This window comes from Gottfriedia sp. NPDC057948, from assembly GCF_042887255.1.
Lineage (GTDB): Bacteria > Bacillota > Bacilli > Bacillales > Bacillaceae_G > Gottfriedia.
Genome location: NZ_JBHVPN010000001.1, coordinates 427,099 through 449,635, shown reverse-complemented (window position 1 = coordinate 449,635; position 22,537 = coordinate 427,099). Strand labels below are relative to the sequence as shown.

Sequence of the window (22,537 nt, the reverse complement as noted above, 5' to 3'; positions counted from 1 at the left end):
AAAGTTAAAACACGGTTTAAGTTTCATAAATTAATCATATTTTTTTGATTATCTATTATAGTAGGATAGAATATAAAAGTATAAATATAAATTGAGTAGGTGTTTAGAAAAATGATTAAGTTATTTGTAAGTGACCTAGATGGGACGATGTTTCACCAAGGTCAACTATTTGAACATGATGTTGAATCATTAAAAAACCTTTTAGATCGTGGTGTTTTATTATGCTTTGCTTCCGGACGTTTAGATTATGAAATCGTAAAAATTATGGAAAGCTTAGAAGGTAATTTCCATCGTATTAGTATGAATGGAACTTATATTTATTCAAATGATGGCGAAGCATTGTTAGATGCAACATTCCATCCAAGTATTATCGATAAAGTTTACGAAATGATTTCATACGATAAATTTTTAATCTATGTAGCTGATAATTCAACATACTATATCGAAGAGAAAACGGATTTAGTTAGAGAAATTGAAAAGAACTCTAGCATGAATGCAGTTGAATTAAAAACACTAAAAACCGATTTAGGAAAATCGATTACCCCAAAAAAATATGTAGTTTTAGGTGAAGATGAGGACTTACTTGAGCTTCAAAAAGAATTACAAAAAGAACTACCTGAATTTGTAACTTCTTTTATATCTGCTAAAAATTGTTTAGACATCGTTCCAGTTAATGTGAGTAAAGGTTCAGCAATTCAAATATTAATCGATAAATTAGGAATTAAACCTGATGAAATTGCTTGTATCGGTGATGCATACAATGATATCTCAATGTTTGAACTAACTCCTAATAGCTTTGCAATGGAAAATGCTGACGATGAAGTTAAGAAATACGCTTCGTATATCGTTCCTTCTGTAGCCGAAGCAGTTAATATTGTTTTACAAATTAAGTAAGAGGAAAGGGTGCTACTTAAGGCACCCTTTTCTTATTGAAATATAATGTATGGAAGTCACCGTTTATGAGTTAGTATTTTTCTGATTTTCCCTTTTTTACTTACTCATTATCCTTTTATTATTCGTATTTCAAATCATTTTACCGAAATTTCTTCTATTATTGATTCCTTCACTCCATTTCTTCTTAAATGGGGCCTTTTAATTGCAGTTTCCCTAAATTTAATTGCAGATTTACCAATTTTATTTTCAGTTTCGGCTTTCTTAGCCTCTAACAATGAAAAAAAGAGTTCTTAAAAAAGCACTCTTTTTGTAGACAAAGTTCTAAAATTTTGATATTCAGACAGATTGAAAACGCTTGTCTTTCGAGGCGCGAAGTCTGGTGAGGAGCGGCGTTACCTTAGACGGTAATGAGCACCGCAGACAGACGAAGCAACGAAGAAAGCGAGCGTTTGGCGGGCAGTCTGAGAGTGCTTAAAAAAGCACTCTTTTTAACGGTCAATATCAATTGTAAAACGATAGCGATCAGCTCGGTAAATACAGCTTACATATTCAAGTGGTATTCCTTCATTAATAAATGTTACTTGGTGTAATTCTAGTGCAGGAGAATCCTCCGCTACCTCAAGAATTAATGAATCTTTTTCTGTCATTAAAGATGCTTTAATCCATTTTGTGGCTTTTTTAATTGAATAACCTAAAGTAACTTCAAAATATTCATATAAGGAATGATTCAATACTTTTTCATCAATTCGATTTACTAATTTTTTTGGTAGGTATGTTGTTTCAATTGCAATGGGATGATCATTTGCTAAACGACATCTTTCAATTTTAAAAATTTCAGAACCACTTTCAATTGATAACACTTCTGCTAAGTATTCATCAGCTTCAATCGTTGAAAAGCCAAGTAATTTATTTGTAGGGGTCAATCCTATGGATGTAATATCCTCAGAAAAACTCCTTAATGATTTTAATGATTCCTCAACTTCTATCCCATCTTTTACTGATACAAACGTACCAATTCCACGTTTCCGACTTATTAATGATTCCTTTACAAGATTATTTAATGCTTGTCTTATTGTCATCCTGCTTACATTTAACATCTCACTCAATGTCTGCTCAGAGGGAATTCGCTCACCAGGTTTCCATTCTCCTGAGTTAATTTTAAGCTTTAAAATCTCTTGTATTTGAAAATAAATCGGTAACGGTGAATTTTTATCTAGTTTTAACATTATTTATTACAAAGTGAGTATGCTTCTTCATCAACAACAATCGTTACGTTGTTGTGGTTTTGGAGTGCAGTAGCAGGACAGTTAATATCTAATTTTCCATTTAACATTTCATTAACTGCTTCAGCCTTTTTGATGCCTGAAGCTACTAAAATGATTTCTTTAGCTCTCATAATTGAACCAATTCCCATAGTTACTGCATGTGTTGGGACATCTTCTTCGTTCTCAAAATAAATTTTATTGGCGTTACGTGTTGATTCTGTAAGCTCTACAATATGAGTAGGTGTATCGAATGGTGTACCAGGCTCATTAAATGCAATATGGCCATTCTCACCAATTCCTAAAAGTTGTAAATTTACAGGGTGCTTTTGTAATAATTCCTCATAATTTTTACAAGCTTCTTCTAAATTTTTTGTATTTCCATTTGGTAAATGGTTTTCTTTAAAATTTAAATGGTTAAAAAGTTGTTCTGCCATATAAGTGTGGTAGCTTGTTTGATCATCTTCAGCAAGTCCAACATATTCATCAAGATTTACAGTAATGACGTTTGACACATCTGGTTTATGAATACGGAAAAGCTCATAAATACCTAGTGGAGACCCACCTGTAGCTAATCCTAATGTGAATTCCGCCTTTCCTTCAAATGCCTTTACCATTTTTTCATATGCTACTTTTGAAATTTCTTCTGCATTTTTTACTACGATTACGTTCATAATGTCACCTCATTCATATTTTTACCTTGTCTAGTTGTATCAATAACGAAGAAATCAGGAGTCATTTGCACAAAATCAGCGTCTTTACCCGGTTCTAATACGCCCTTATGTTTAAGACCAAATTCTTCAGCTTGGTTGATTGATGTCATTTGTACTGCCTCTTCAGGACTACAGCCAGTAAATGCCATAATGTTTCTAAATGCATCATCCATTTTTAAAATACTACCCGCAAGTGTTCCGTCTTCTAATCTTGCACTTTTATTTTTTACAAATACAGGTTGTCCACCTAATTCATATTTGCCGTCCTCTAACCCTTTTGCTCTCATCGCATCAGTAATTACACTTATTCTTTTAGCACCTTTTAGACGATAAGCAAGTTTTACCATATCAGGATGAATATGAATTCCATCAGGTATCATTTCTACCATTACTCGGTCATCAAGTAATACATGTCCAACTGTTCCTGCTTCGCGATGATGCATAGGTCTCATTTGGTTATACAAATGTGTAGCGTGGAATATATTTCTACCTTCAAAATCTGAACGAATCGCATCAGAGTGACCTACTGTCCCAACTACATTTGTGCGTTCTAGCTCTTTTTCTAATTCTTTTGCACCCTCAACCTCAGGTGCATAAGTAACTAATTTGATTAATCCTCCAGAAGCTTCTTGCCATTCTTTGAATAGTTCAACGTCAGGGTTAATAATGTATTCTAATGGTTGTGCTCCAGCTTTATTTTTATTAACAAACGGTCCTTCTAAATGAATATATTCAAAATGTGCACCAAGTTTTTTAGCCTCGTTTAAATACTTTAAAGCATTTTTAATATTTTCTTTAGATTGTGTCATTGTAGTCGGGAAGAAGGTTGTTACCCCTTCCTTCATCATTTCTTTACTCATTTTTACCATTGAGTTTGGATCAGCATCCATAGCATCGACATCATATGCTCCGTGAATATGGATATCAATCATTCCAGGAATAATAACTGTTCCTTTTCCATCAATTATTTCTTCACCTTCATTTTCGTATCCATTCATATGACCAACAGAAGAAATTTTTTCACCGTATCGAATATAACCATTTTCAATTACTTCTGTACCTGTGTAAATTTTTACATTAATAATTGATTTCATTTACTCTCCTCTTTCCTTTGCTTAAGAAGTCTTCGCCAATACTCCAATATAGAAAGTAGTGTTTACTTAATCATCATTCACATTCATTTAGATAAGTACCTTGATTTCTTCATAACTATTTTATGATATATACTCCTAGTTGTCTATACTACTTATAAGCAATTAACAAAAACGTCACAAATAATGACTGATATAGATACCTAATATCCTCTCTATTTAAAAAAGAAGAAGTTATGGTTATTGTCCTTCAAGGATCTACCAATACTTCTTCTTTTTCAATATATAAATTATGACCATTTGTTGATAATTCGATATCTCCGAATTGGTCCGTTGTATATTGCTTAATTCCTAGATGATTTAACCGCTTCATTACTGACCGATGTGGATGACCAAATAAGTTAAATTTATCATATGAAAGGATTGCGACTGTAGGATTTACAGCAAATAAAAATGCTTCTGAAGTTGATGTTGATGATCCATGATGCGGAATTTTTAGTACTTGAGCATTGATGTCCTCATTTTTAATTAATCTTTTTTCAGTTTTTCTTTCAATATCTCCAGTTAATAAAATTGAAATGTCATTATATTTAACCTTCAATACAATTGAACTGTTATTGTTTGTATACGATTTTTTCCCGCTATTTAAAACAGTAATTTCTACATTAGGGTCAAGCATTACTTTTTCATTTAACCTTGCAACACTAATTGGAATATTCTTCTGATACGCTTCTTTCTTATATAAGTAATAAGAATGTGAATTATATTTTTTCCCACTATCCAGGATTTTTGTTATCTTAACACTATTCATTACTTTTAATAATCCACCAATATGATCGATATCTGGATGTGTACTGACTAATAGATCAATCGAATTTATATGTAGTCGTCTCAGTTTTTTTATAACGACTCCTCCATGTTCAACATCCCCTCCATCGATCAGTACAGTCTTACCATTTGGTAAAATCATAACCATGCTATCTCCTTGACCTACATCAAAAAAGTAAATTAATAACGGGTGAGTAATATAGCCGTAATTAGTCGTTCTTGCTTCACTATTTATGTTATTACTAAAAAATGCAGTAAAAAAAATAAAGATAGAAAATATGAGAGAGTATCGTTTTCGATTTTTGTTCATTCACACTTCCTCCTGACATTATTTTCTCATAGCCATTTCAAAAGTATGTATGATGCCCATAAAAATAAGTTAGAAATTGAGTATACTTCAAATTGGAATTGTAATTCAAATCAGTGTTAAAAATCATACCACTGCATAACAAAAAAAACTGTAAGCAATTTTTCGCTTACAGTTTTTTTGTTACTCAAATACTTCCTCTAGTTTTTTAACTACTAATAGGGATTCACTAACTTGCGTAGTCGTTTGATTTGTAATGTAAACTCCGTGCATACCTAGTTTTAATGCAGGAGAAATTTCATTAATGAAATTATCACCGATTGACACAATTTCATGAGGCATGACATTGAACTTATTCATGATCGTTTTAAAATGGTTTTCTGTTTTTAATGGCTTCTTACCATCCGTAATTTCTAGGTGAAATAATTCATTTAAATTAAGTAACTTCAGTAATCTAGTTACATCTTCTCGATCAGAGTTCGTTAACAATACTAATTTTTTAGAATCCTTATCTTTTTCTAAAGCCTCTTTTAATCCTTTTATATAAGGAATACTAAACTCTTTTGTTGCCATATACTCTTTTGTTTTATCATAACAGTGATATACGTCTCTTGCACCGTAGTGATAACTTGCTACTAAAGGAATCCACCAACCATCACCTACTGGGATATATGGTAATTCATAATGAATTTTTTCAAGATAACTCTCAGGAAGTTCTTCTTTAGAAAGTAGCTGCCCTTCCCAAGTGAATACTTGTATTGGCTTCAATGTAATTGGATCTAATGAAATGATTAAATCATTTTCTGTGTCATAAATTTTTCCAATTGTTAGTGCATGGTCATAATCTTTTATTTTTTTATAATCCTTTAAAAAAGAATCACGCTTTTCAGAACTTATTTCATTAGCTAGTAATTTAGCATAGTAATCGTAGTGCTCAGTACCATCATACAAAGTACCATCTAAATCAAAAACTAATACTTTTGAATTCATTAATAAATTATGCATTTCCTACTCCTTAGCTGTCTTTGTCTTTTACGTCTAAAATAAAATCAAATGATTTTTGATCGTCATTTAATTTAAATTCATAAAATATTTTATACATACCTGCTTCAGGTAAATCAAGTTCATAGTTTACTTTTGAATGATTAGTAGGATTACTAATTAACTTAAAATAGGTTCCTTCTTCATTCATAATATAAAATTGCTGATTTGTAAATTTGGAACGTTTTTTAAATTGATCAAAATCAAATGTAATTTTACTCTTAGTTTTTGGAAGAATTGAAGTATATAGTAGGGAAACTCTATAATCATCAGTCTTTTTCGTTAGAATAGCTGTCGGAAATACTTCTGATTTTTTGTCCTTTTGTTTTTGGAATATCTTAGTATCAAGCGTTTGATTATTTAAAAATATACTAACATAATAAGGAATGTCTTTCTTAAAAGAATACTTAAATGTAAATTGATTACTTCCATTATATACTGGTTCAATGACTTTATAAGATTTTAATTGATCTGTCGTAATAAATATTCTGATTTTTTCCCGTTGTAACACATTCAAAGTTCTAGAGGATACGGTTACTTCTTGTGAATTTTTTTTAGTTGTAAGATTCCATTTTACCTTTTGAACTTTCAGTTGGCTAACCTGACTACCACTTGATAATATACTATGATTAACTAGGCGATTGCTAATTAATAGAATAATTAATATAGCTATACATAGAGCTGCAATAAAACGAAATTTCATAGATCATTCTCCCTTAAATAGGTTAAAATTAATAATTTTTTAGTTATTTCAAGAAAGCTGAAAATCTAATTGTAAACTCTTTCATTATTTTATCACCTGTGCAATAATTAAAATTCGCCATAAATTATCTGTATTGGTTAATTTTGTCTATGAATATTTCTATATTTAATATGTACTACGTCCATCTCACTTTTTCCTTTAAGCGACATACAAATAAGAATGTTTTTTATTTAAATGTAGAAACTAACATACTGATAATGGATGGGCTATTTACACACAGTTTTAAGGAGGATCATTAAATGAGTATACATATCGGTGCCGAACAAGGTGCAATTGCTGATAAAATTTTATTACCTGGTGACCCATTAAGAGCTAAATATATCGCAGAAACATTTTTAGAGGATGTTGTTTGTTATAATGATGTACGTGGAATGCTTGGTTTTACTGGTACATATAAAGGCCAAAGAATTTCCGTTCAAGGTACTGGAATGGGAGTACCTTCAATTGGTATTTATGTAAATGAACTAATTAATAGTTATGGTGTAAAAACTTTAATTCGCGTTGGTACATGTGGTGGACTTCAAAAGGATGTAAAAATTCGTGACGTCATTATTGCGATGACGACTTGTACAGATTCAAATATGAATCGTCAAACATTCCCTGGTTTCGATTATTCTCCATGTGCTAGCTTTGATTTATTAAAGAAAGCGTATGAAGGTGCAGTGAATAAAGGGTTAAATGTTAAAGTAGGAAATATTTTAACTTCAGATCTTTTCTATCGAGACAGTATGGACATGTATGAAAAATTAGCTAATTACGGAGTGCTTGCTGTAGAAATGGAAACGACTGCATTATATACAATCGCAGCAAAATATAATGTAGACGCACTTACTGTTTTAACTGTAAGTGATCATATCTTCACTGGTGAAGAAACATCTGCACAGGAAAGACAAACTACTTTTAATGACATGATTGTCATCGCTTTAGATGCGGCAATCGCTTAAGATATCTTTAAAAAACCTGGGATTATGATCTCAGGTTTTTTAGCTTTTAAAATATTCTATTTATCAAAATCAAAAGAGCCCAGAATAATTTTCCGGGCTCTTTAAAATAACTAAAATTTAAATTTATTAAAAATTAGTGACCAAACGTCGTTTTTATACCACTTTACATCCAATCAAAGGTACAATAGCAATATCGAAAATCAAATTAAGGATGGTAAGGAATGAAGAAACAGCAATCAATATTATTTTTCACCTGGATTGTTAGTATTATTGCAACACTAGGTAGTTTATCATTTTCAGTTATTAATCATTGGACACCTTGTTCATTATGCTGGTACCAGCGAATTTTTATGTATCCAATCGTTTTTATATTAGGAATCGCTTTTTATAAAAATAAAATAAAAGATGTTATTTATGTTTTACCTTTATCATTAATAGGTATGTGTATTTCAATCTATCATATTTTAATTCAAAAAGTTCCTGCACTTAAGGAAACAGCAACACAGTGTGGTCCAGTCCCTTGTACTGGGGATTATTTAAATTGGTTTGGATTCATTACAATTCCAATGCTGGCATTTGTTGCATTCCTACTTATTAATATTTGCTGCATAACTCTGTTACGAAAATCAAATTAAAATAATTCAAGCTGCTCGGTAGAGGATGGTCCAAATTCAATACCTAGCAGCTTCATTAATTGTTTAGCATTATCCGCTGCATCTCCACCAGAGTTATTATTAAACAGTATACAAATTTCTTTTGTGTTTTTTGATAACTGTTCAATTCTTTCTACCCATTCATATAATTCTTCTTCATTATATCGGTATAAATAACGTACCTCACGCCAATTATCTTGTCCATTGTGATTCCATCCATATATATTTCGGCCATGGAAACGGATTAAAGTTAAATTTGGATTCGTAGGATGTAATACTATTGGTATGCTTCCATTACCTGCTTGTGGCTCATCACAAATAGAATGAATCCATCCTTCATCCTCCATAAATTTCAACGTTTGCTCATAAAACTTAGGATAAAACCACGTCTGATTACGAAATTCTAAAATAGCAGGAAGACCTTTAAGTTTACTTTTTAAAGTTCTTAATAATTCAACATTTTCTTTTTTACAATTAAACCATGGTGGAAACTGAAATAATATACCTTTTAATTTATTCGCTTCAATTAAAGGCTGGATTGATTCTAAAAATGGCGTTAACAGTAAAATTTGTTCCTCTTTAGAATAGGTTTGCCTTGAATGACCGGTGATACCGCCATACGCTTTAACGATAAATGAAAAGTCAGCGGTTGTTTGATTTACCCATTTTTGATAGTTTGATTGTGGCATAATACTATAATAGGAAGAATCAATTTCAACAATAGGAAAATGCGTACAATATTGTCTCATTTTTTTTGAAGAGTGAATCCGATCAGGGTATAAACTATCATGATCGCCCCACCCAGTAACTCCAATTTTTATTTCCATACTTCTCTCCCATTAGTTCTTTCATTACTAATTAATTATTTCTAATTTTCATTAAAATAAACGAATTAGTTTGATATAATTGACTACAGTATAATCTTATTTTAGTAGAAATTGGAGTATAGTGTAAATGATTAACGAGACAGTGCGTGAACTAAAAAATAAAATTACCGAGCTTGAAGAAAAAGTAAAATCGTATGAAACAATTTTAAATACAATAACTTCCGGATCTATATTTTCAAATGAAACTCGTGAATTATCAAATTCAAATCATTTAACTAGAAATACAGGTTTATGTAATACAAATAATGAAACACTTCCATTACATACTAAATTCTCTACCTTTTTATCTAATAGTCGAAGAACTTTGCGATCCATCTATGATGCATTACCGCATCACATAGTATTTATCGATAAAGATGGAATCATTACGTTATATAACCAACAAGTTGCGATTGATTTTAAAATTACTAAATACGAATTAATCGGACGGCATATTAGAAATTTATTAAAAATAGACGATAAAGACATTTGTTTACTACAAACACTTTATTCAGGTGAAGAATTTTATAATAAGGAAATTTTAAATATTAATTATGGCATTATCAATACTCGTATAATCCGTGATATAAATGGAGAAATTTCAAGAGTAATTGGTATTTTTCATAATTTAAACGAGGCAAGGGATTCTGAAAAGTTAGCAATGTCTGGTAGAATTGCTGCAGGTATAGCACATGAAGTCCGCAATCCACTTACAACTGTTAGAGGTTATTTACAATTCTTGCAAGAAGAAGCTCCGCCTCAATATAAGCAATTGTTTAATGATTTATTGATTCCAGAATTAGATAGGGCAAATGGAATCATTACTGACTTTTTATCTATTACAAAGAATGCGAACTATAAACCAGAGCCAATTAATATTAATGATTTCTTATCGAATCACATAAAACAACTATTATTTAGCGAGACCGTTTTAAATAATGTTAAAATTGAATACTACCTATCTGAGGAATTAATAGGAGCGCATATTTTCTTTGATAAAAACCAACTTGTACAAGTTATTTTAAATTTATTTCATAATGCATTAGATGCAAAAAAAGAAGGTCTGCTTACAATTATCATTGCAACTTATATTGATAAGGATTTTATTTATATCACATTAAAGGATGATGGATCAGGAATTCCACCTTCAGATTTACCATATATATTTGATCCGTTCTTCTCAACTAAAGATGACGGTACTGGACTCGGTTTATCTTTAACTAAAAAACTAATCCAAAATCATAACGGTACTATATGCGTAAAAAGCGATAATAATGGAACTACTTTTACAATTACATTACCAATTAAATAGCTTTATTCAAAAAAAGACCAAAACATCAAAGTTTTGGTCTTTTTTATTAAACAGATAATATGATTTTTCCGGTTGATTTTCTACTTTCTAATAGATCGTGAGCAAGTTTACCTTCTTTTAAAGGAAACACAGTAGGTTGTTGTACGATTAATTGTTTAGTTGCAATCCAATTAAATAGCTCTTTACTTCTACGTAGTCTCTCTTCTTTCGAAATTAGCACATTCCACAAGTCTCCACCAGTTAGTGTTTTTGAAGTATCCATTAACATTCTTGGATCAATATGAACTGGATCCCCTCCAGCCATTCCATAAAATACAACTGTACCGTGAACTTTTGTTGCTTCAAAGCTATCCATTATTGTAGATCCTACTGATTCATATACAACATCTACACCATTTTTTTCTTTTGTAAACTCTCTTATTTGTGAAACCCAATTATCACTATATAAAAATACTTCTTTGGCACCGATTGATAAAGCTTTTTCTCTTTTTTCTTGTGATGAGGTTAATCCGATTACCTCTCCACCTTTTAAAAGAATCATTTGAGTCAATAATTGGCCAACACCACCTGCTACTGCATGAACAAGTGCAATATCACCAGCTTTTATTTTATAACTATCATTAATTAAATAATGTGCAGTTAACCCTTGTAGCATAATAGACGCAGCAATTTCAAAATTAATTTCATCTGGAATTGGTACAATATGAGATTCCTTCGCAGCAACATACTCTGCATTCGAAAAAGGAACATCAGCAAACGCTACGCGATCTCCTACTTTATAGTCTTTTACATCAGAACCGACTTCGGTAATAATTCCAGAGCCTTCATACCCTAAAATATACGGAGGATCACCTGCTAAATGATAATTTCCTTTACGACGGTAGATATCTGCAAAATTAATACCTACAGCTTTCATTTCAACTAATACTTCATCATTTGAAATTTTAGGTGTTGCTATTTCTTCATATTTCAATACGTCTGATTGACCAAATTCTCTAAAAACAAGTGCTTTCATTTACATACTTCCTTACATTTAAAATTCAAAAACAAAATCCTCATCTGTTAATTTTTCCACTGTAACTGCTTTTACATACCCATTCCCTTTAACAGAGAAGAAATCATGATTTTTTGTATCCGTTTTTAAACCATTTAAAACAATTGGATTAATATCTTCTTCATCAAAATAAGTATCAAAACCTAAGTTCATTAACGCTTTGTTTGCATTATATCGAATAAACTTATTAACTTCATCTACTAAACCTATTGAAGAATAAATTTCTTCAGTATATTGTAACTCAATTTCATATAATTGAACTAATAATGACATTGTTTCATTGTAAAGTCGAGTTTTTTGTTCATCAGTAAATTGGTCATAAATTTGTTGCGCTAATAGTCCAACAAATACACCGTGAATACTTTCATCTCGTAAAATTAGATTAATAATCTCACCACTAGCAGTCATTTTACCTTGACCGGCTAAGTATAACGGGAAGAAAAATCCACTATAAAATAAGTAACTTTCTAAAAATACACTTGCAACCATTGCCATGTATAACTCTTCATCCGAAACATCACGCTTTAATAAATTTAGATAATAAGAGGAAATTAATTCCGATTTTTTTGTTAAAATTGGATGGTCGTCCACCCATTTAAACAAATCTTCAATTTCATCTTCTGTAGCTAGGGTTGTAAAAATATGCGAATAGCTTTTAGCATGTACTTCTTCCATCGCACCCATGAACGCTAGTACACTTTTTGCTTGTAAATTTTTAAGATGAACTAAGATTAAAGGCATACCTTCTCCGCCTTGCTTAGTATCTAATAATGTTAGACCGCCTAAAACCTTTTTAAAGGCTGATTGTTCCTCTTTTGATAATGTATTCCAAGTATTTTTATCAGATGAAACGACAATTTCTTCTTCAGTCCAAAACTGTGATAGATTTTGCTTCCAAAATACTAAACTAAACTCATCTTCTTTTTTATTCCAGTTAACAGCTTTCATTCATATTTCCCCCTAATCATAAAGAAAGCTCGATGATATAGAACAATATGCATAAAGCATTCTATATTCGAGCTTTTCATTTTAGATCATTAAGTAATTTAATTTAGACTATTGAACTCTTTATATACTAAAGTTCAATACTACTTTTTTATACTGAACAACTTATACATTCTTCTACACTCAATTTACGAGTACGTGTGTAATATAAACTCTTTAAACCCTTTTTATTAGCATAAATATAGTATCTAGCAAGCTCTCGCGTTGAGATATCACTGTTTACATAAAGAATAGTACTAATACCTTGATCGACATGCTGCTGAATTTCAGCAATTAAGTCGATTAACTTAAATTGGTTAATATCATAAGCTGATTTATAATACCAGAAACTATTTTTTGATAAATATGGCATCGGATAATAAGTTGTTGAATTTGCGTAAGTTCTAGACTCTATAACATTTACAATCGGCATAACCGATGAAGTAGCATTTTGAATGTAACTAATCGATTGTGTAGGCGCGATTGCTAAACGATAGCTGTTATATAATCCATACGCTTGTACTTGCTTACTTAATGTAACCCAGTCAAATTCATTTGGAATATAGATTCCATTAAATAATTCCTTTACCTTATCTGTTTTAGGTTCAAATGATTTTGAAGTATACTTTTCGAAATAAGTTCCTTTAGCGTATTCACTCTTTTCAAAATCCTTAAACGTTTTACCAGTATCTTTCGCGATTAGCATACTTTTTTCAATAGAATAATAGTTTACCATCATAAAGAATGTATTCGCAAAATCCTTAGCCTCAGCACTTTCATATGAAATTCCATTTTTCGCTAAAAATCCATGCAAATTCATTGCACCTAGACCAACCGAATGAAGTTCTTCATTTGCCTTTTTCACTGTAGGTGCATTCTCTATTTCCGTCATATCTGTTACAGCTGTTAATGCTTCAATTCCAACATGTACAGATTCTCTGATCGCTTTATTTTCCATTACATTTACAATGTTTAATGATCCTAAATTACAATTCACATCACGTTTGATCTGATCTTCTTCACCATAGTTATTGATGACTGATGTTTCTTGTAGTTGAAAAATTTCTGTCTCATATATTCAATCAGGCCCGCTACAACCTAACCCGTTCTCTTATGAACTGCTACATGTCACCATGCAGGATAGACTATATCATCACCTTCAGCTCAACCTGGTAAGGTGCTCTGCTTTTCCACTCGCTTTTAAGTGTACTCTACTCGCTTCTTCACTGGAGTTTTTCATCCAGCTATGCTTTCGATAGTCGTTAGGCATTTACTTATCTTAATCTTTCAGAAAGTCTCTTATAGGTAGGAAATTATTACGATCCTGATTTGGTTTCTTCAGACATTCCTAAATATTATGTTACATCTTGATTATTGAAATTAATAACACTTAATACCTATAAGACACTTACTATAAAACCAATTAAGATAAGATTTAGCACGGTAGATTACCTATTATAAGGCTTCTCCCGTTTAACAGAGTTTTCGACTAGAATTTCTTCTAGAAGGTGCTAGCTATTAACACAAATTAGACATTTTAATTTCGCCAATATCCTTTAATGCATGCTGCTGATTAGCATTACTTTTATACATCAAATATGGATAACCAGATTCTAACTGAATCGCAGCAATTTTTACTAAAAGATCACGTGCAGTTAAATCAAGTTTTTTCTTTTTAACTCGCTCATTATTTACTAACTCTTCATATCTTTCATCTATATCAAAATCATCTAAATGAATGCCATACTCTTTATACACTGTATAAGGTGCAAATACATAGAATGGTTCATTTTTTTCTGCTAATTCAAAGAATTTATTTGGAACAATTAAACCGATTGATAGTGATTGAATTCTACTTTTCTCATCGGCATTGATTTTTTTTGTATCAAGAAATTCAACTACGTCCCAGTGGAAAATATTTAAATAGGTTGCACCAGCACCTTTACGTTGTCCTAGCTGGTTAGCGTATGAAAATGAATCTTCTAATAGCTTCATAACAGGAACAACACCACTTGCAGCGTTATCAATTTCCTTAATTTGCTCTCCACGAGCTCTAAGTTTTGATAGATTTAATGCAACACCACCGCCGATTTTTGATAGTTGCATTGCCGTATTAATTTGAAATCCTATTGAATTTAAACTATCGTCCATTTCTAATAAGAAACATGACACCAATTCGCCTCTTCTACTTCTTCCAGCATTTAAGAAAGTTGGAGTAGCTGGCTGATAGTTTTGTTGAATCATCATTTTTGCTAATTTCAATGCTTTTTCAATATTGCCTCTTCCTAAATATAGTGCAACGATCGCAATTCGATCTTCATATCCTTCTAAATAATGCTTTCCATCATTAGTTTTTAATGCGTAATCCTTAAAGAATTTTGATGCGGCCATATATGATTGAAAAGTGAATCCTGCATTGTATACTAACTCATATAATTTTTCTATTTCATCAAAGGAGTAATCCAACTCAACATTATAATAGTAGTTTTCTTGAATCATATAGTTTAAGCGTTCTTTTAAAGAAGAAAACTGAATCTTTTTATCTTCAACTTCCTTTAGGAAACAAAGAAGCGCTTCTTTATCTTTTGCGAGATCAAAAAAACCATCTTTTTTAATCGTCAATTCATTATTCAGCTCAATATGTCTCAAGCTTTTCCACTCCCTCAATAAAATATTGTACATCTCGACTTGTCCCTGACAGTTCAAACTTTGATAACACTGGAACTTGATAGTCTGATGCTATTTTATCTGCACTTGCTGCAAAAGAATCTCCCCAGTTTTTATTACCACTTGCACTGACTGCTTTTAAATACTTCGAATTACTCTCCAAAAAAGTATTTACGTTTTCAGGTACGTTACCAAATCCTGTAGTATAGGTTACGAGAATATACGGTACTTCAATTTTTAGTCCATCTTTTATTTGGATTGACGGCATTCTAACTTTATTGACAAATCGCTTAACATTGCCAGTCATTGAACTGTAAACTATCACCATATTATCACCCTCGTTAATATGTAAGAATATTGAAAATACTTATATTATATACCTACATATTGTATTACCTTTTTAGAACAAACACAACATATAGGTACTGAATTTAGAAAATAAACATTTCGACAATATGTCTCGAAATAAAACAATATATGAAATTTAACAAATTATGGAGAAGAGTGCAATAAAGTGTAAAACGATTTTTTTGTCAAATGAGGTCATAACATTTTCACAAAAAAAGTACTCATTAACACCTTGCGAAATAAGAAAAAAAGCTAAAAAAACTTTTTTTTTTCGCAAACTTTTAATGAGTACACGATTAAAATAATATTATTATGACTTTAGATTTTAACAAAAACAGTTAACTTCTAGCTTCTTCCAAGTAAGTATAAATTGCATGGCCACCATGCTGAGCGATTCCTCGAAAGTGCTTAAAATCCTCTCGATTAACGATTATTTGTCTAAATGTTAAAAAATCATCTTTTGTAACGCTAATTTCTGAAATCTCACCTTTAACTAGCTGATCAATCAAATTGATAAATTCATTTTGTTCCATATAATCACCCTTTATTATTTTGATCGTTTTTTTGATGGCTACAAGAAATAAACTTCAATCCTAACATTAACAAAGAATGTACTTAATGGAAACTAAATCGTTACATCAAGAATTTTTTCTGTAACAGCTAAATTCATATTTTTATTATTTACTAAAATTACTTCAGTTTTTCCATCTTTTAAAACTAAAAATGCTTTAGGAATTACTTCTACTCCTGTTCCAATACTCGCAAACTCGTATGATGAATGAGCTTCGCCTAGCGCTAAAATCATCTCAAAAAATGGTACTAAAATAATGTTTTCAAAAAATAAAATCGGATCACCTATTAGCGTATTACTACTAACCAAATTTATAATTTCATTTGAAATTTCTACTTCAAACTCTTCAAACCATTCTTTCAACAAACTAACCTCCTGAAAGTGCTACAACCATTTTTGCCTTTCAAAAGGTTTTTAAACATAATTTCTTATGAAAAAAGACAAAATTGTAAAAAAATTTAAATTTTCTCTTTACCTTTAAACCGTTTTCATGCATTATAGAAGGTGTCAAATCAAAACTTTGTTAGGAGATACGCTCATGAAAATTGCAGAAGCAGGAAATATCATTGAGTTTAAACAGGGGTTGAAAGGTAGAGTACAAAAAGTTAATAAAAATTCTGTCATTGTTGACATATCCATAATGGAAAACTTCAGAGATTTAGAAATGGAACCGCTAACAGTCGTAAACCATAAAAATTATATAATACTAAGAACAGCTGAATAGTTTAAAAATAGTAGATTCTGCTTATATTCATATTTTAAAAGGTTCAAACTACATATATTTCGATTCTATTAAAATTTAATTAGAATTCTTTACCAAATCAGTCTCAGGTCCCGTGTATATCACGGGACTTTTTTTTATGATAACAAATAAAAATGTGATAAGTGATCTTCACGAAAAAAATCTGGTACCAATCACTCTTTAGTAAAGGAGATGGCTATTTTGTTTCTTTGTCCAATTCTTTAAACGATTTTACTTTATCATGTGGCTGTTGGTTCGACTTTCTTTCATTCCAAAATCGTTCCTTTTCTTTTTTTGATTTTGACATTTTCATACCTCCTAAAATTAATCAATTTTCTTGCCATCTTATCATTTCACAAAAAATGAAAATCTATGTTAATTATTTTTAGAAGGATTGAGCATGAAAATCGTATAAAATTTTAAGTTCTTTCTCTTGGATTTTAAAACGAGCATCCTAGAGCTGAAATGAACATATTCCTATTCAAAATTAAAAGTTGAAGAGCTTCCAAATATTGAATTTCCAGCAATCTCTGTTCAAGTTGTTTACCCTGGTACAGCACCAGATGATATAAATGAGCAGATTACAACAAAACTTGAAAATTCATTTAAATCAATCGAAGGAATTAAGACTCTTTCAAGTTCTTCATTCGAAAGCGTTTCTGTTATTAATTTAGAATTTCCTTTTAATACGGATATGGATAAAGTTGAACAACAAGTAAATACGACTTTAAAGGACGCTGGCTTACCTGAGAATGTAACAACAAAGGTAGACCTTTTTTCGTTCGGATCAGTCCCTATTTATTACATCTCTATGTTTTCAAAAGATAGTTCAAATATTGAATCAACTTTAAATGAAGAAATTGTACCAGCTTTAAATAAAATTGAAGGTGTAAACAGTGTTTCGATAGGTGGAGGAAAATCTACTTCCTTAACGATCGAAGTTGATAAGCAAAAAATTGCAAACTTAGGGCTTTCTTTAACAAGTATTAAAGATCAAATTAATGCAAAATTCCTATCCTTCCCGGCTGGAAAAATAACTGATGGCGATATTAAAATTCCAATTCGAGTCGAAGAAAAATTAGATACACTTCAAAAACTAAAAGATTTAGAATTACAACCTGCATCATTTACTTCTACCGAACCAAATCAAAATGCTCAAACTCCGAAAGTTTTATTAGGAGAAATCGCTAAAATTGAATCAGTAGACTCTAAAGATGAATTAATTCGTTATAACGAAAACGATGCTATTTCAATGGCGATAACGAAGAATCAAGATGCAAATACAGTTGAAGTAGCCGACAAAGTAATAAACGTACTAAATAAGTACAAAAATGAAATTTCATATAAAGTCGGTTATAGTTCTGCTGAAGGCGTAAAGTCATCTGTTAAATCTTTAATTAAAGAAGGTTTATTAGGCGCATTATTCGCCTCATTAGCAGTATTGATTTTCTTACGTAATTTCAGAGCTACATTTATTGCTATTATATCGATCCCTTTATCATTATTAATTACATCGATTTTCTTGCTTAAATTAGATATAACGTTAAATATCATGACCCTTGGTGGTATGGCAGTTGCAGTAGGACGTGTAGTGGACGATAGTATCGTTGTAATTGAAAATATTTTCCGAAGAATACGTAAATCAAAAGATGGCATTTCAAATAATTTAATTTTATCTTCAACAAAAGAAATATTAAAAGCAGTTACATCTTCTACTATTACAACTATTGTAGTTTTCTTACCTTTAGGTGTTGTAGGTGGATTTACTAGTAAAATATTCCTACCTTTTGCTTTAACAATTTTTTTTTCTTTACTTGCTTCATTATTAGTTTCGATAACAATCGTACCAATTTTAGGTCGCTATGCATTTAAAAAAGTGCCACCTGAAGAAAAAGAAGAAAAAATTCAAGTTTGGTACGGAAAAGTGATCGAAAAATCTTTAAATCGTAAATGGATTATCATTGTACTAGCAATTGTATTACTTGCAGGTTCTTTCTCTTTAGTAGGTAGACTTGGTTTCACATTTATTCCAAATGAATCTTCACGATCAATTATTGCTTCTTTAGAATTGCCATCATCAACATCATTAGAAAAAACAAATGATGTTTCATTAAAAATGGAAAAGATGTTCTTAAATATGAAGCAAGTGAAAGAAGTTTCTACTGGTGTTGGTAGCCGGGACTTTATGACTGGCCTAAAAACTGAGAATAAAGCTAGCTATTTTATTAATTTAAAACAAAGTGCAGATGTTGATCAATTTATTAAAGATACAAAAAGTAAAATGGCGAAAGTAGCAGCTTCAGAAGTTCAAGGTGCTAAAGTAGGATTGCAAGAAAACTCTTCTGGTGGTCCACCTTCAAATAATAATGTTGACATCAATTTATATTCTAATAACTTAGTTGCACTTCAAGAAAGTGCAAAAAAAGTTGAAGATTACATGAAAAAGAATGATCACCTAAAATATGTTACGAATAATTTTTCTGAAAAACAAAAACAAGTTATTGTTTCAGTTGATGAGAAAAAAGTTTCTGAAAATGGCCTCTCCGCTGGCATGATCTTAGGCTTAGTTGCAGACCAAACAAACCCAGTCAATATGGGAACATTAAAAATTGATGGTAAAGACCAAAATGTGCAATTAACTTATAATAAAGAACTCTAATCTGTAGAGGATATTAAAAATATTAAATTGCTTGGTAAATTAGGACCCATTAAATTATCAGATGTAGCCGAAGTAAAAGCAGTTGAAACATATTCTGCAATTCAAAAATTAGATGGAAAAGTATTTGCGAAGGTTTCAGCTCAAATAAAGGGAAAAGACATTGCAAAAGTAACAAATGAAGTAATCAATGATGTAAAAAAAGATATAGACTTACCATCTGATGTAACTTTAAAAGGTGGCGGCGGTAGTGATGATACTACTCAAACATTTAAAGACTTAGGTGTTGCGATGGGAGTTGCAATCGGATTAGTCTATTTAACGATGTTAATTACTTTTGGAAAAGCTCGCATTCCATTTATTATTTTATCCGCATTAGTATTTGTACCAATTGGTTCATTTGTTGCACTATTCCTAGCAGGCGAACCGCTTTCGATTAGTGTAATGATTGGTTTACTTATGTTAATTGGGATCGTTACAACAAATGCAATCGTACTAGTCGATCGAATCGGACAAAATATAGAGCAAAAAAGATTACCTCTTCGCCAAGCAATAATCGAAGGAGGTAAAACACGTCTAAGACCTATTTTAATGACCGCATTTGCCACAATAGCTGCATTACTACCTTTAGCATTAACAAAGTCTAGTGGTACACTTATTTCCAAAGGTTTAGCTATTACAGTAATTGGTGGTTTGACTTCATCGACTTTATTAACGGTAGTATTTATTCCGGTTGTATATGAACTGTTCTTTACTAAAAGAACAAAGAAGCATGCTAATTCTGAGGAAACTGCTAAAGTAGTTAATCATTAAATTTGATAAATAGTAAAAGAGAAAGGTAATAATCCAATCCTTTCTCTTTTTGCTTTCATCTTTAATAAATAGTACTTCATCGGCATAAGAATCATTTCTTTTCTAAACCAAATAAAAACTCCGACTATTAAAAAGTCGGAGTAATTCCTTATAAATTTTGATCGTTAACTCCTGCTAGCCATTTTCTAACAGGTTCTAGTGTCTCCTCAATACAGCCATCATTAAATGGAGATTCAAGTTTAGCCTCTTTAACTAAGCCTAAAAATGATTTACTTCCACCTAATTGGCATAGTCCAACATAATCGGACCAAGCTGAATTTCGGTCTTCATGCATTTTATTCCAAAATTGTAATGCACAAATTTGAGCTAATGTATAGTCAATATAATAGAATGGTGATTGGTAAATATGCCCCTGTCTTTGCCATAAACCACCCTTTTCTAAATAACTATTTCCATCATTTGCTCGATGTGGTAAGTATTTTTCTTCTATGCTTTTCCAAAGTCCGTGACGTTCCTCAGGTGTTAAATCAGGATTTGCGTAGATTTCATGCTGGAATTCATCTACTGCCACACCATAACCAATAAAAGTAATTGCACTACTTAAATGTGTAAAATAATATTTTTGTGTATCTTCCTTAAAGAATTCTTCTTGCCAAGGCCATGTGAAAAATTCCATACTCATTGAATGAATCTCACACGCCTCAAAAGTTGGCCAGTTATACTCAGGTGTTTCAAATTTACGACTTTCATAAACCTGGAATGCATGACCAGCTTCATGTGTTAATACGTCAATGTCACCAGATGTTCCGTTGAAATTCGAGAAAATAAAAGGAGCTTTATAGTTTGGAATATAAGTACAATATCCCCCACCTTGTTTCCCTTCCTTAGCAACTAAGTCTAGTAAGTTTTCCTTTAACATAAAATTGAAAAATTCACTTGTTTCTTTTGATAATTCATCATACATTTTTTTACCATTCTCAATAATCCACTCAGGATCACCTTTAGGTGTTGCATTACCAGTTACAAATTCGAATTTATCGTCATAGTAATAAAGTTGATCTACGCCAATTCGGTTAGCTTGTCGTTCTCTTAATTCGGTAGCGATTGGAACAATTGTTTCAAGAACTTGTTCTCTAAACTTCTTAACATCATTTGCATCGTAATCCGTTCTCATCATACGAGCATACCCTAGTTCAATAAAGTTTGAGAAACCAAGTTTGTTTGCAATACGAGTTCGGATTTTAACTAATTTATCGTAAATCTCATCAAATTTATCTTGATTCTGCGAGAAGTATCCAAAGTATGTATCGTAAGCTGTCTTTCTAACCTCTCGATCCTTATCCTCGAAATGTGCTGAGATTTGTGCTAACGTTTTCACTTCATCATAAAACGGAAGTTTAGCAGCCGCTACTAACTTAGCGTATTCAGTCGTTAGTTTATTTTCTTCCTGTAAATCCGGAATTACTTCTTCACTTAGAATTTTCACTTCACATTCAGCTAAAGCAAATAATTGATGGCCATATTTTTCTTCAAGTTGCTCTCTAAACGGAGAACCGATTAATGCTTTATAATATTGTTGCCCATATGATTGGACAATTGGAGTGTTCTCATCAAAAAACGCTTGCTCATCTTCATAAAACTTATCGTTTGTATCAACCGAATGGCGAACTGCACATAAATTTTCCATTGTTGAAAATTCATTTCTTAAATCATTGATTTCATTCATTGCTAATTCTTGTTCATAGACCGTTGAAGCATCATAAAAATTTTGTAGTGAACGTTTAAATTGTTCACCAAAGTTCTTAATACTTGGTCTAGAATACTGGTAATCTTGAAAACCCATGTTAATCCCTCCATTTTTTGTGATATTGCTATTATATAAAAAAACTTCGTGTAAAAAAACCTAAATTTAAATAAATTTCTGAAAATTTAAAAATTATCCACTTAGAACCTAAAACTAAAATTTCAAATATACTAGTTTTTACTAGCATAAATAGTTGTTTTTAAGCGTTAATTGATTGAAAAAAA

General features: G+C 31.2%; 19 protein-coding genes and 3 pseudogenes. 6 read left to right on the top strand and 16 right to left on the bottom strand.

The window, feature by feature from the left end; genetic code table 11:
• Nucleotides 1–111 precede the first annotated feature (111 nt).
• On the top strand, nt 112–894 hold the full coding sequence (locus ACFVRR_RS02035; RefSeq protein ID WP_387324165.1) for a Cof-type HAD-IIB family hydrolase: 783 nt from the start codon (nt 112–114) through the stop codon (nt 892–894).
• Between the two features lie 488 nt (nt 895–1,382).
• Here ACFVRR_RS02035 and ACFVRR_RS02030 read toward each other — a convergent pair whose 3' ends face one another.
• The 6 genes from ACFVRR_RS02030 to ACFVRR_RS02005 form a co-directional block, all read right to left on the bottom strand.
• Entirely contained in the window at nt 1,383–2,120 is a 738-nt protein-coding gene (locus tag ACFVRR_RS02030) for a GntR family transcriptional regulator (protein ID WP_098429933.1), read from the bottom strand.
• Nucleotides 2,120–2,830 (bottom strand): glucosamine-6-phosphate deaminase, encoded by a 711-nt coding sequence (nagB, locus tag ACFVRR_RS02025; RefSeq protein ID WP_387324162.1) that lies wholly within the window; start codon nt 2,828–2,830, stop codon nt 2,120–2,122. Before nagB ends, ACFVRR_RS02030 begins: the two co-directional genes overlap by 1 nt.
• Nucleotides 2,827–3,963, bottom strand: a complete 1,137-nt coding sequence (gene nagA / locus ACFVRR_RS02020; protein ID WP_387324159.1) for an N-acetylglucosamine-6-phosphate deacetylase — start codon at nt 3,961–3,963, stop codon at nt 2,827–2,829. Before nagA ends, nagB begins: the two co-directional genes overlap by 4 nt.
• A 247-nt stretch (nt 3,964–4,210) precedes the next feature.
• Nucleotides 4,211–5,098, bottom strand: a complete 888-nt coding sequence (locus ACFVRR_RS02015) for a ComEC/Rec2 family competence protein (protein ID WP_387324156.1) — start codon at nt 5,096–5,098, stop codon at nt 4,211–4,213.
• A 180-nt stretch (nt 5,099–5,278) separates the two neighbouring features.
• Nucleotides 5,279–6,100, bottom strand: coding sequence for an HAD family hydrolase (locus tag ACFVRR_RS02010; RefSeq protein ID WP_387324153.1), 822 nt, complete (start codon nt 6,098–6,100; stop codon nt 5,279–5,281).
• A 10-nt stretch (nt 6,101–6,110) separates the two neighbouring features.
• Nucleotides 6,111–6,839: a hypothetical protein gene (locus tag ACFVRR_RS02005; protein WP_387324150.1), complete on the bottom strand. Its 729-nt coding sequence runs from the start codon at nt 6,837–6,839 to the stop codon at nt 6,111–6,113.
• Between the two features lie 299 nt (nt 6,840–7,138).
• On the opposite strand from ACFVRR_RS02005, the gene deoD reads away from it, so the two are divergent.
• Both deoD and ACFVRR_RS01995 read left to right on the top strand, forming a co-directional pair.
• Nucleotides 7,139–7,843, top strand: coding sequence for a purine-nucleoside phosphorylase (deoD, locus tag ACFVRR_RS02000; protein ID WP_097975756.1), 705 nt, complete (start codon nt 7,139–7,141; stop codon nt 7,841–7,843).
• A 221-nt stretch (nt 7,844–8,064) separates the two neighbouring features.
• The gene (locus tag ACFVRR_RS01995; protein ID WP_097975758.1) at nt 8,065–8,478 is read left to right on the top strand and encodes a disulfide oxidoreductase; all 414 of its coding nucleotides are present in this window, start codon (nt 8,065–8,067) and stop codon (nt 8,476–8,478) included.
• On the opposite strand, the gene ACFVRR_RS01990 is transcribed toward ACFVRR_RS01995, so the two are convergent.
• Nucleotides 8,475–9,323, bottom strand: coding sequence for a DUF72 domain-containing protein (locus ACFVRR_RS01990; protein WP_387324146.1), 849 nt, complete (start codon nt 9,321–9,323; stop codon nt 8,475–8,477). The genes ACFVRR_RS01995 and ACFVRR_RS01990 overlap by 4 nt on opposite strands.
• 127 nt (nt 9,324–9,450) lie before the next feature.
• Here ACFVRR_RS01990 and ACFVRR_RS01985 point away from each other — a divergent pair, with 127 nt between their 5' ends.
• Nucleotides 9,451–10,674, top strand: coding sequence for a two-component system sensor histidine kinase NtrB (locus ACFVRR_RS01985; RefSeq protein ID WP_387324143.1), 1,224 nt, complete (start codon nt 9,451–9,453; stop codon nt 10,672–10,674).
• Nucleotides 10,675–10,720: 46 nt separating this feature from the next.
• Here ACFVRR_RS01985 and ACFVRR_RS01980 read toward each other — a convergent pair whose 3' ends face one another.
• The 7 genes and pseudogenes from ACFVRR_RS01980 to ACFVRR_RS01950 all read right to left on the bottom strand — a co-directional run bounded on the left by ACFVRR_RS01980 (nt 10,721) and on the right by ACFVRR_RS01950 (nt 16,661).
• Nucleotides 10,721–11,689, bottom strand: coding sequence for a quinone oxidoreductase family protein (locus ACFVRR_RS01980; protein WP_387324140.1), 969 nt, complete (start codon nt 11,687–11,689; stop codon nt 10,721–10,723).
• An 18-nt stretch (nt 11,690–11,707) separates the two neighbouring features.
• Nucleotides 11,708–12,676, bottom strand: coding sequence for a class 1b ribonucleoside-diphosphate reductase subunit beta (nrdF, locus tag ACFVRR_RS01975; RefSeq protein WP_387324137.1), 969 nt, complete (start codon nt 12,674–12,676; stop codon nt 11,708–11,710).
• A 148-nt stretch (nt 12,677–12,824) separates the two neighbouring features.
• A pseudogene (locus ACFVRR_RS01970) lies at nt 12,825–13,781 on the bottom strand (ribonucleotide reductase large subunit); the annotation flags it as partial.
• A 452-nt stretch (nt 13,782–14,233) separates the two neighbouring features.
• Nucleotides 14,234–15,361: pseudogene (locus ACFVRR_RS01965) on the bottom strand (ribonucleotide reductase N-terminal alpha domain-containing protein); the annotation flags it as partial.
• Nucleotides 15,348–15,707 (bottom strand): class Ib ribonucleoside-diphosphate reductase assembly flavoprotein NrdI, encoded by a 360-nt coding sequence (nrdI, locus tag ACFVRR_RS01960; RefSeq protein WP_387324134.1) that lies wholly within the window; start codon nt 15,705–15,707, stop codon nt 15,348–15,350. The gene nrdI and the pseudogene ACFVRR_RS01965, both read right to left, overlap by 14 nt.
• A gap of 358 nt (nt 15,708–16,065) precedes the next feature.
• Nucleotides 16,066–16,260: a hypothetical protein gene (locus tag ACFVRR_RS01955; protein WP_056474133.1), complete on the bottom strand. Its 195-nt coding sequence runs from the start codon at nt 16,258–16,260 to the stop codon at nt 16,066–16,068.
• A 92-nt stretch (nt 16,261–16,352) separates the two neighbouring features.
• Complete coding sequence (locus ACFVRR_RS01950; RefSeq protein WP_387324131.1) at nt 16,353–16,661, bottom strand: spore germination protein GerW family protein; 309 nt, start codon at nt 16,659–16,661, stop codon at nt 16,353–16,355.
• Nucleotides 16,662–16,836: 175 nt separating this feature from the next.
• On the opposite strand from ACFVRR_RS01950, the gene ACFVRR_RS01945 reads away from it, so the two are divergent.
• Entirely contained in the window at nt 16,837–17,022 is a 186-nt protein-coding gene (locus ACFVRR_RS01945) for a YkvS family protein (protein WP_387324128.1), read from the top strand.
• 214 nt (nt 17,023–17,236) lie between these two features.
• On the opposite strand, the gene ACFVRR_RS01940 is transcribed toward ACFVRR_RS01945, so the two are convergent.
• A complete protein-coding gene (locus ACFVRR_RS01940) occupies nt 17,237–17,347 on the bottom strand; it encodes a DUF6254 family protein (protein WP_286133526.1) in 111 nt (36 codons plus the stop codon).
• 165 nt (nt 17,348–17,512) lie between these two features.
• Between ACFVRR_RS01940 and ACFVRR_RS01935 the strand changes: the two are divergent.
• A pseudogene (locus ACFVRR_RS01935) lies at nt 17,513–20,509 on the top strand (efflux RND transporter permease subunit); the annotation flags it as partial.
• A 148-nt stretch (nt 20,510–20,657) separates the two neighbouring features.
• Here ACFVRR_RS01935 and ACFVRR_RS01930 read toward each other — a convergent pair.
• Nucleotides 20,658–22,352 carry a M3 family oligoendopeptidase gene (locus ACFVRR_RS01930; protein WP_387324125.1) on the bottom strand — a complete coding sequence of 565 codons (1,695 nt, stop codon included), beginning with the start codon at nt 22,350–22,352 and terminating at the stop codon, nt 20,658–20,660.
• Between the last annotated feature and the right edge of the window lie 185 nt (nt 22,353–22,537).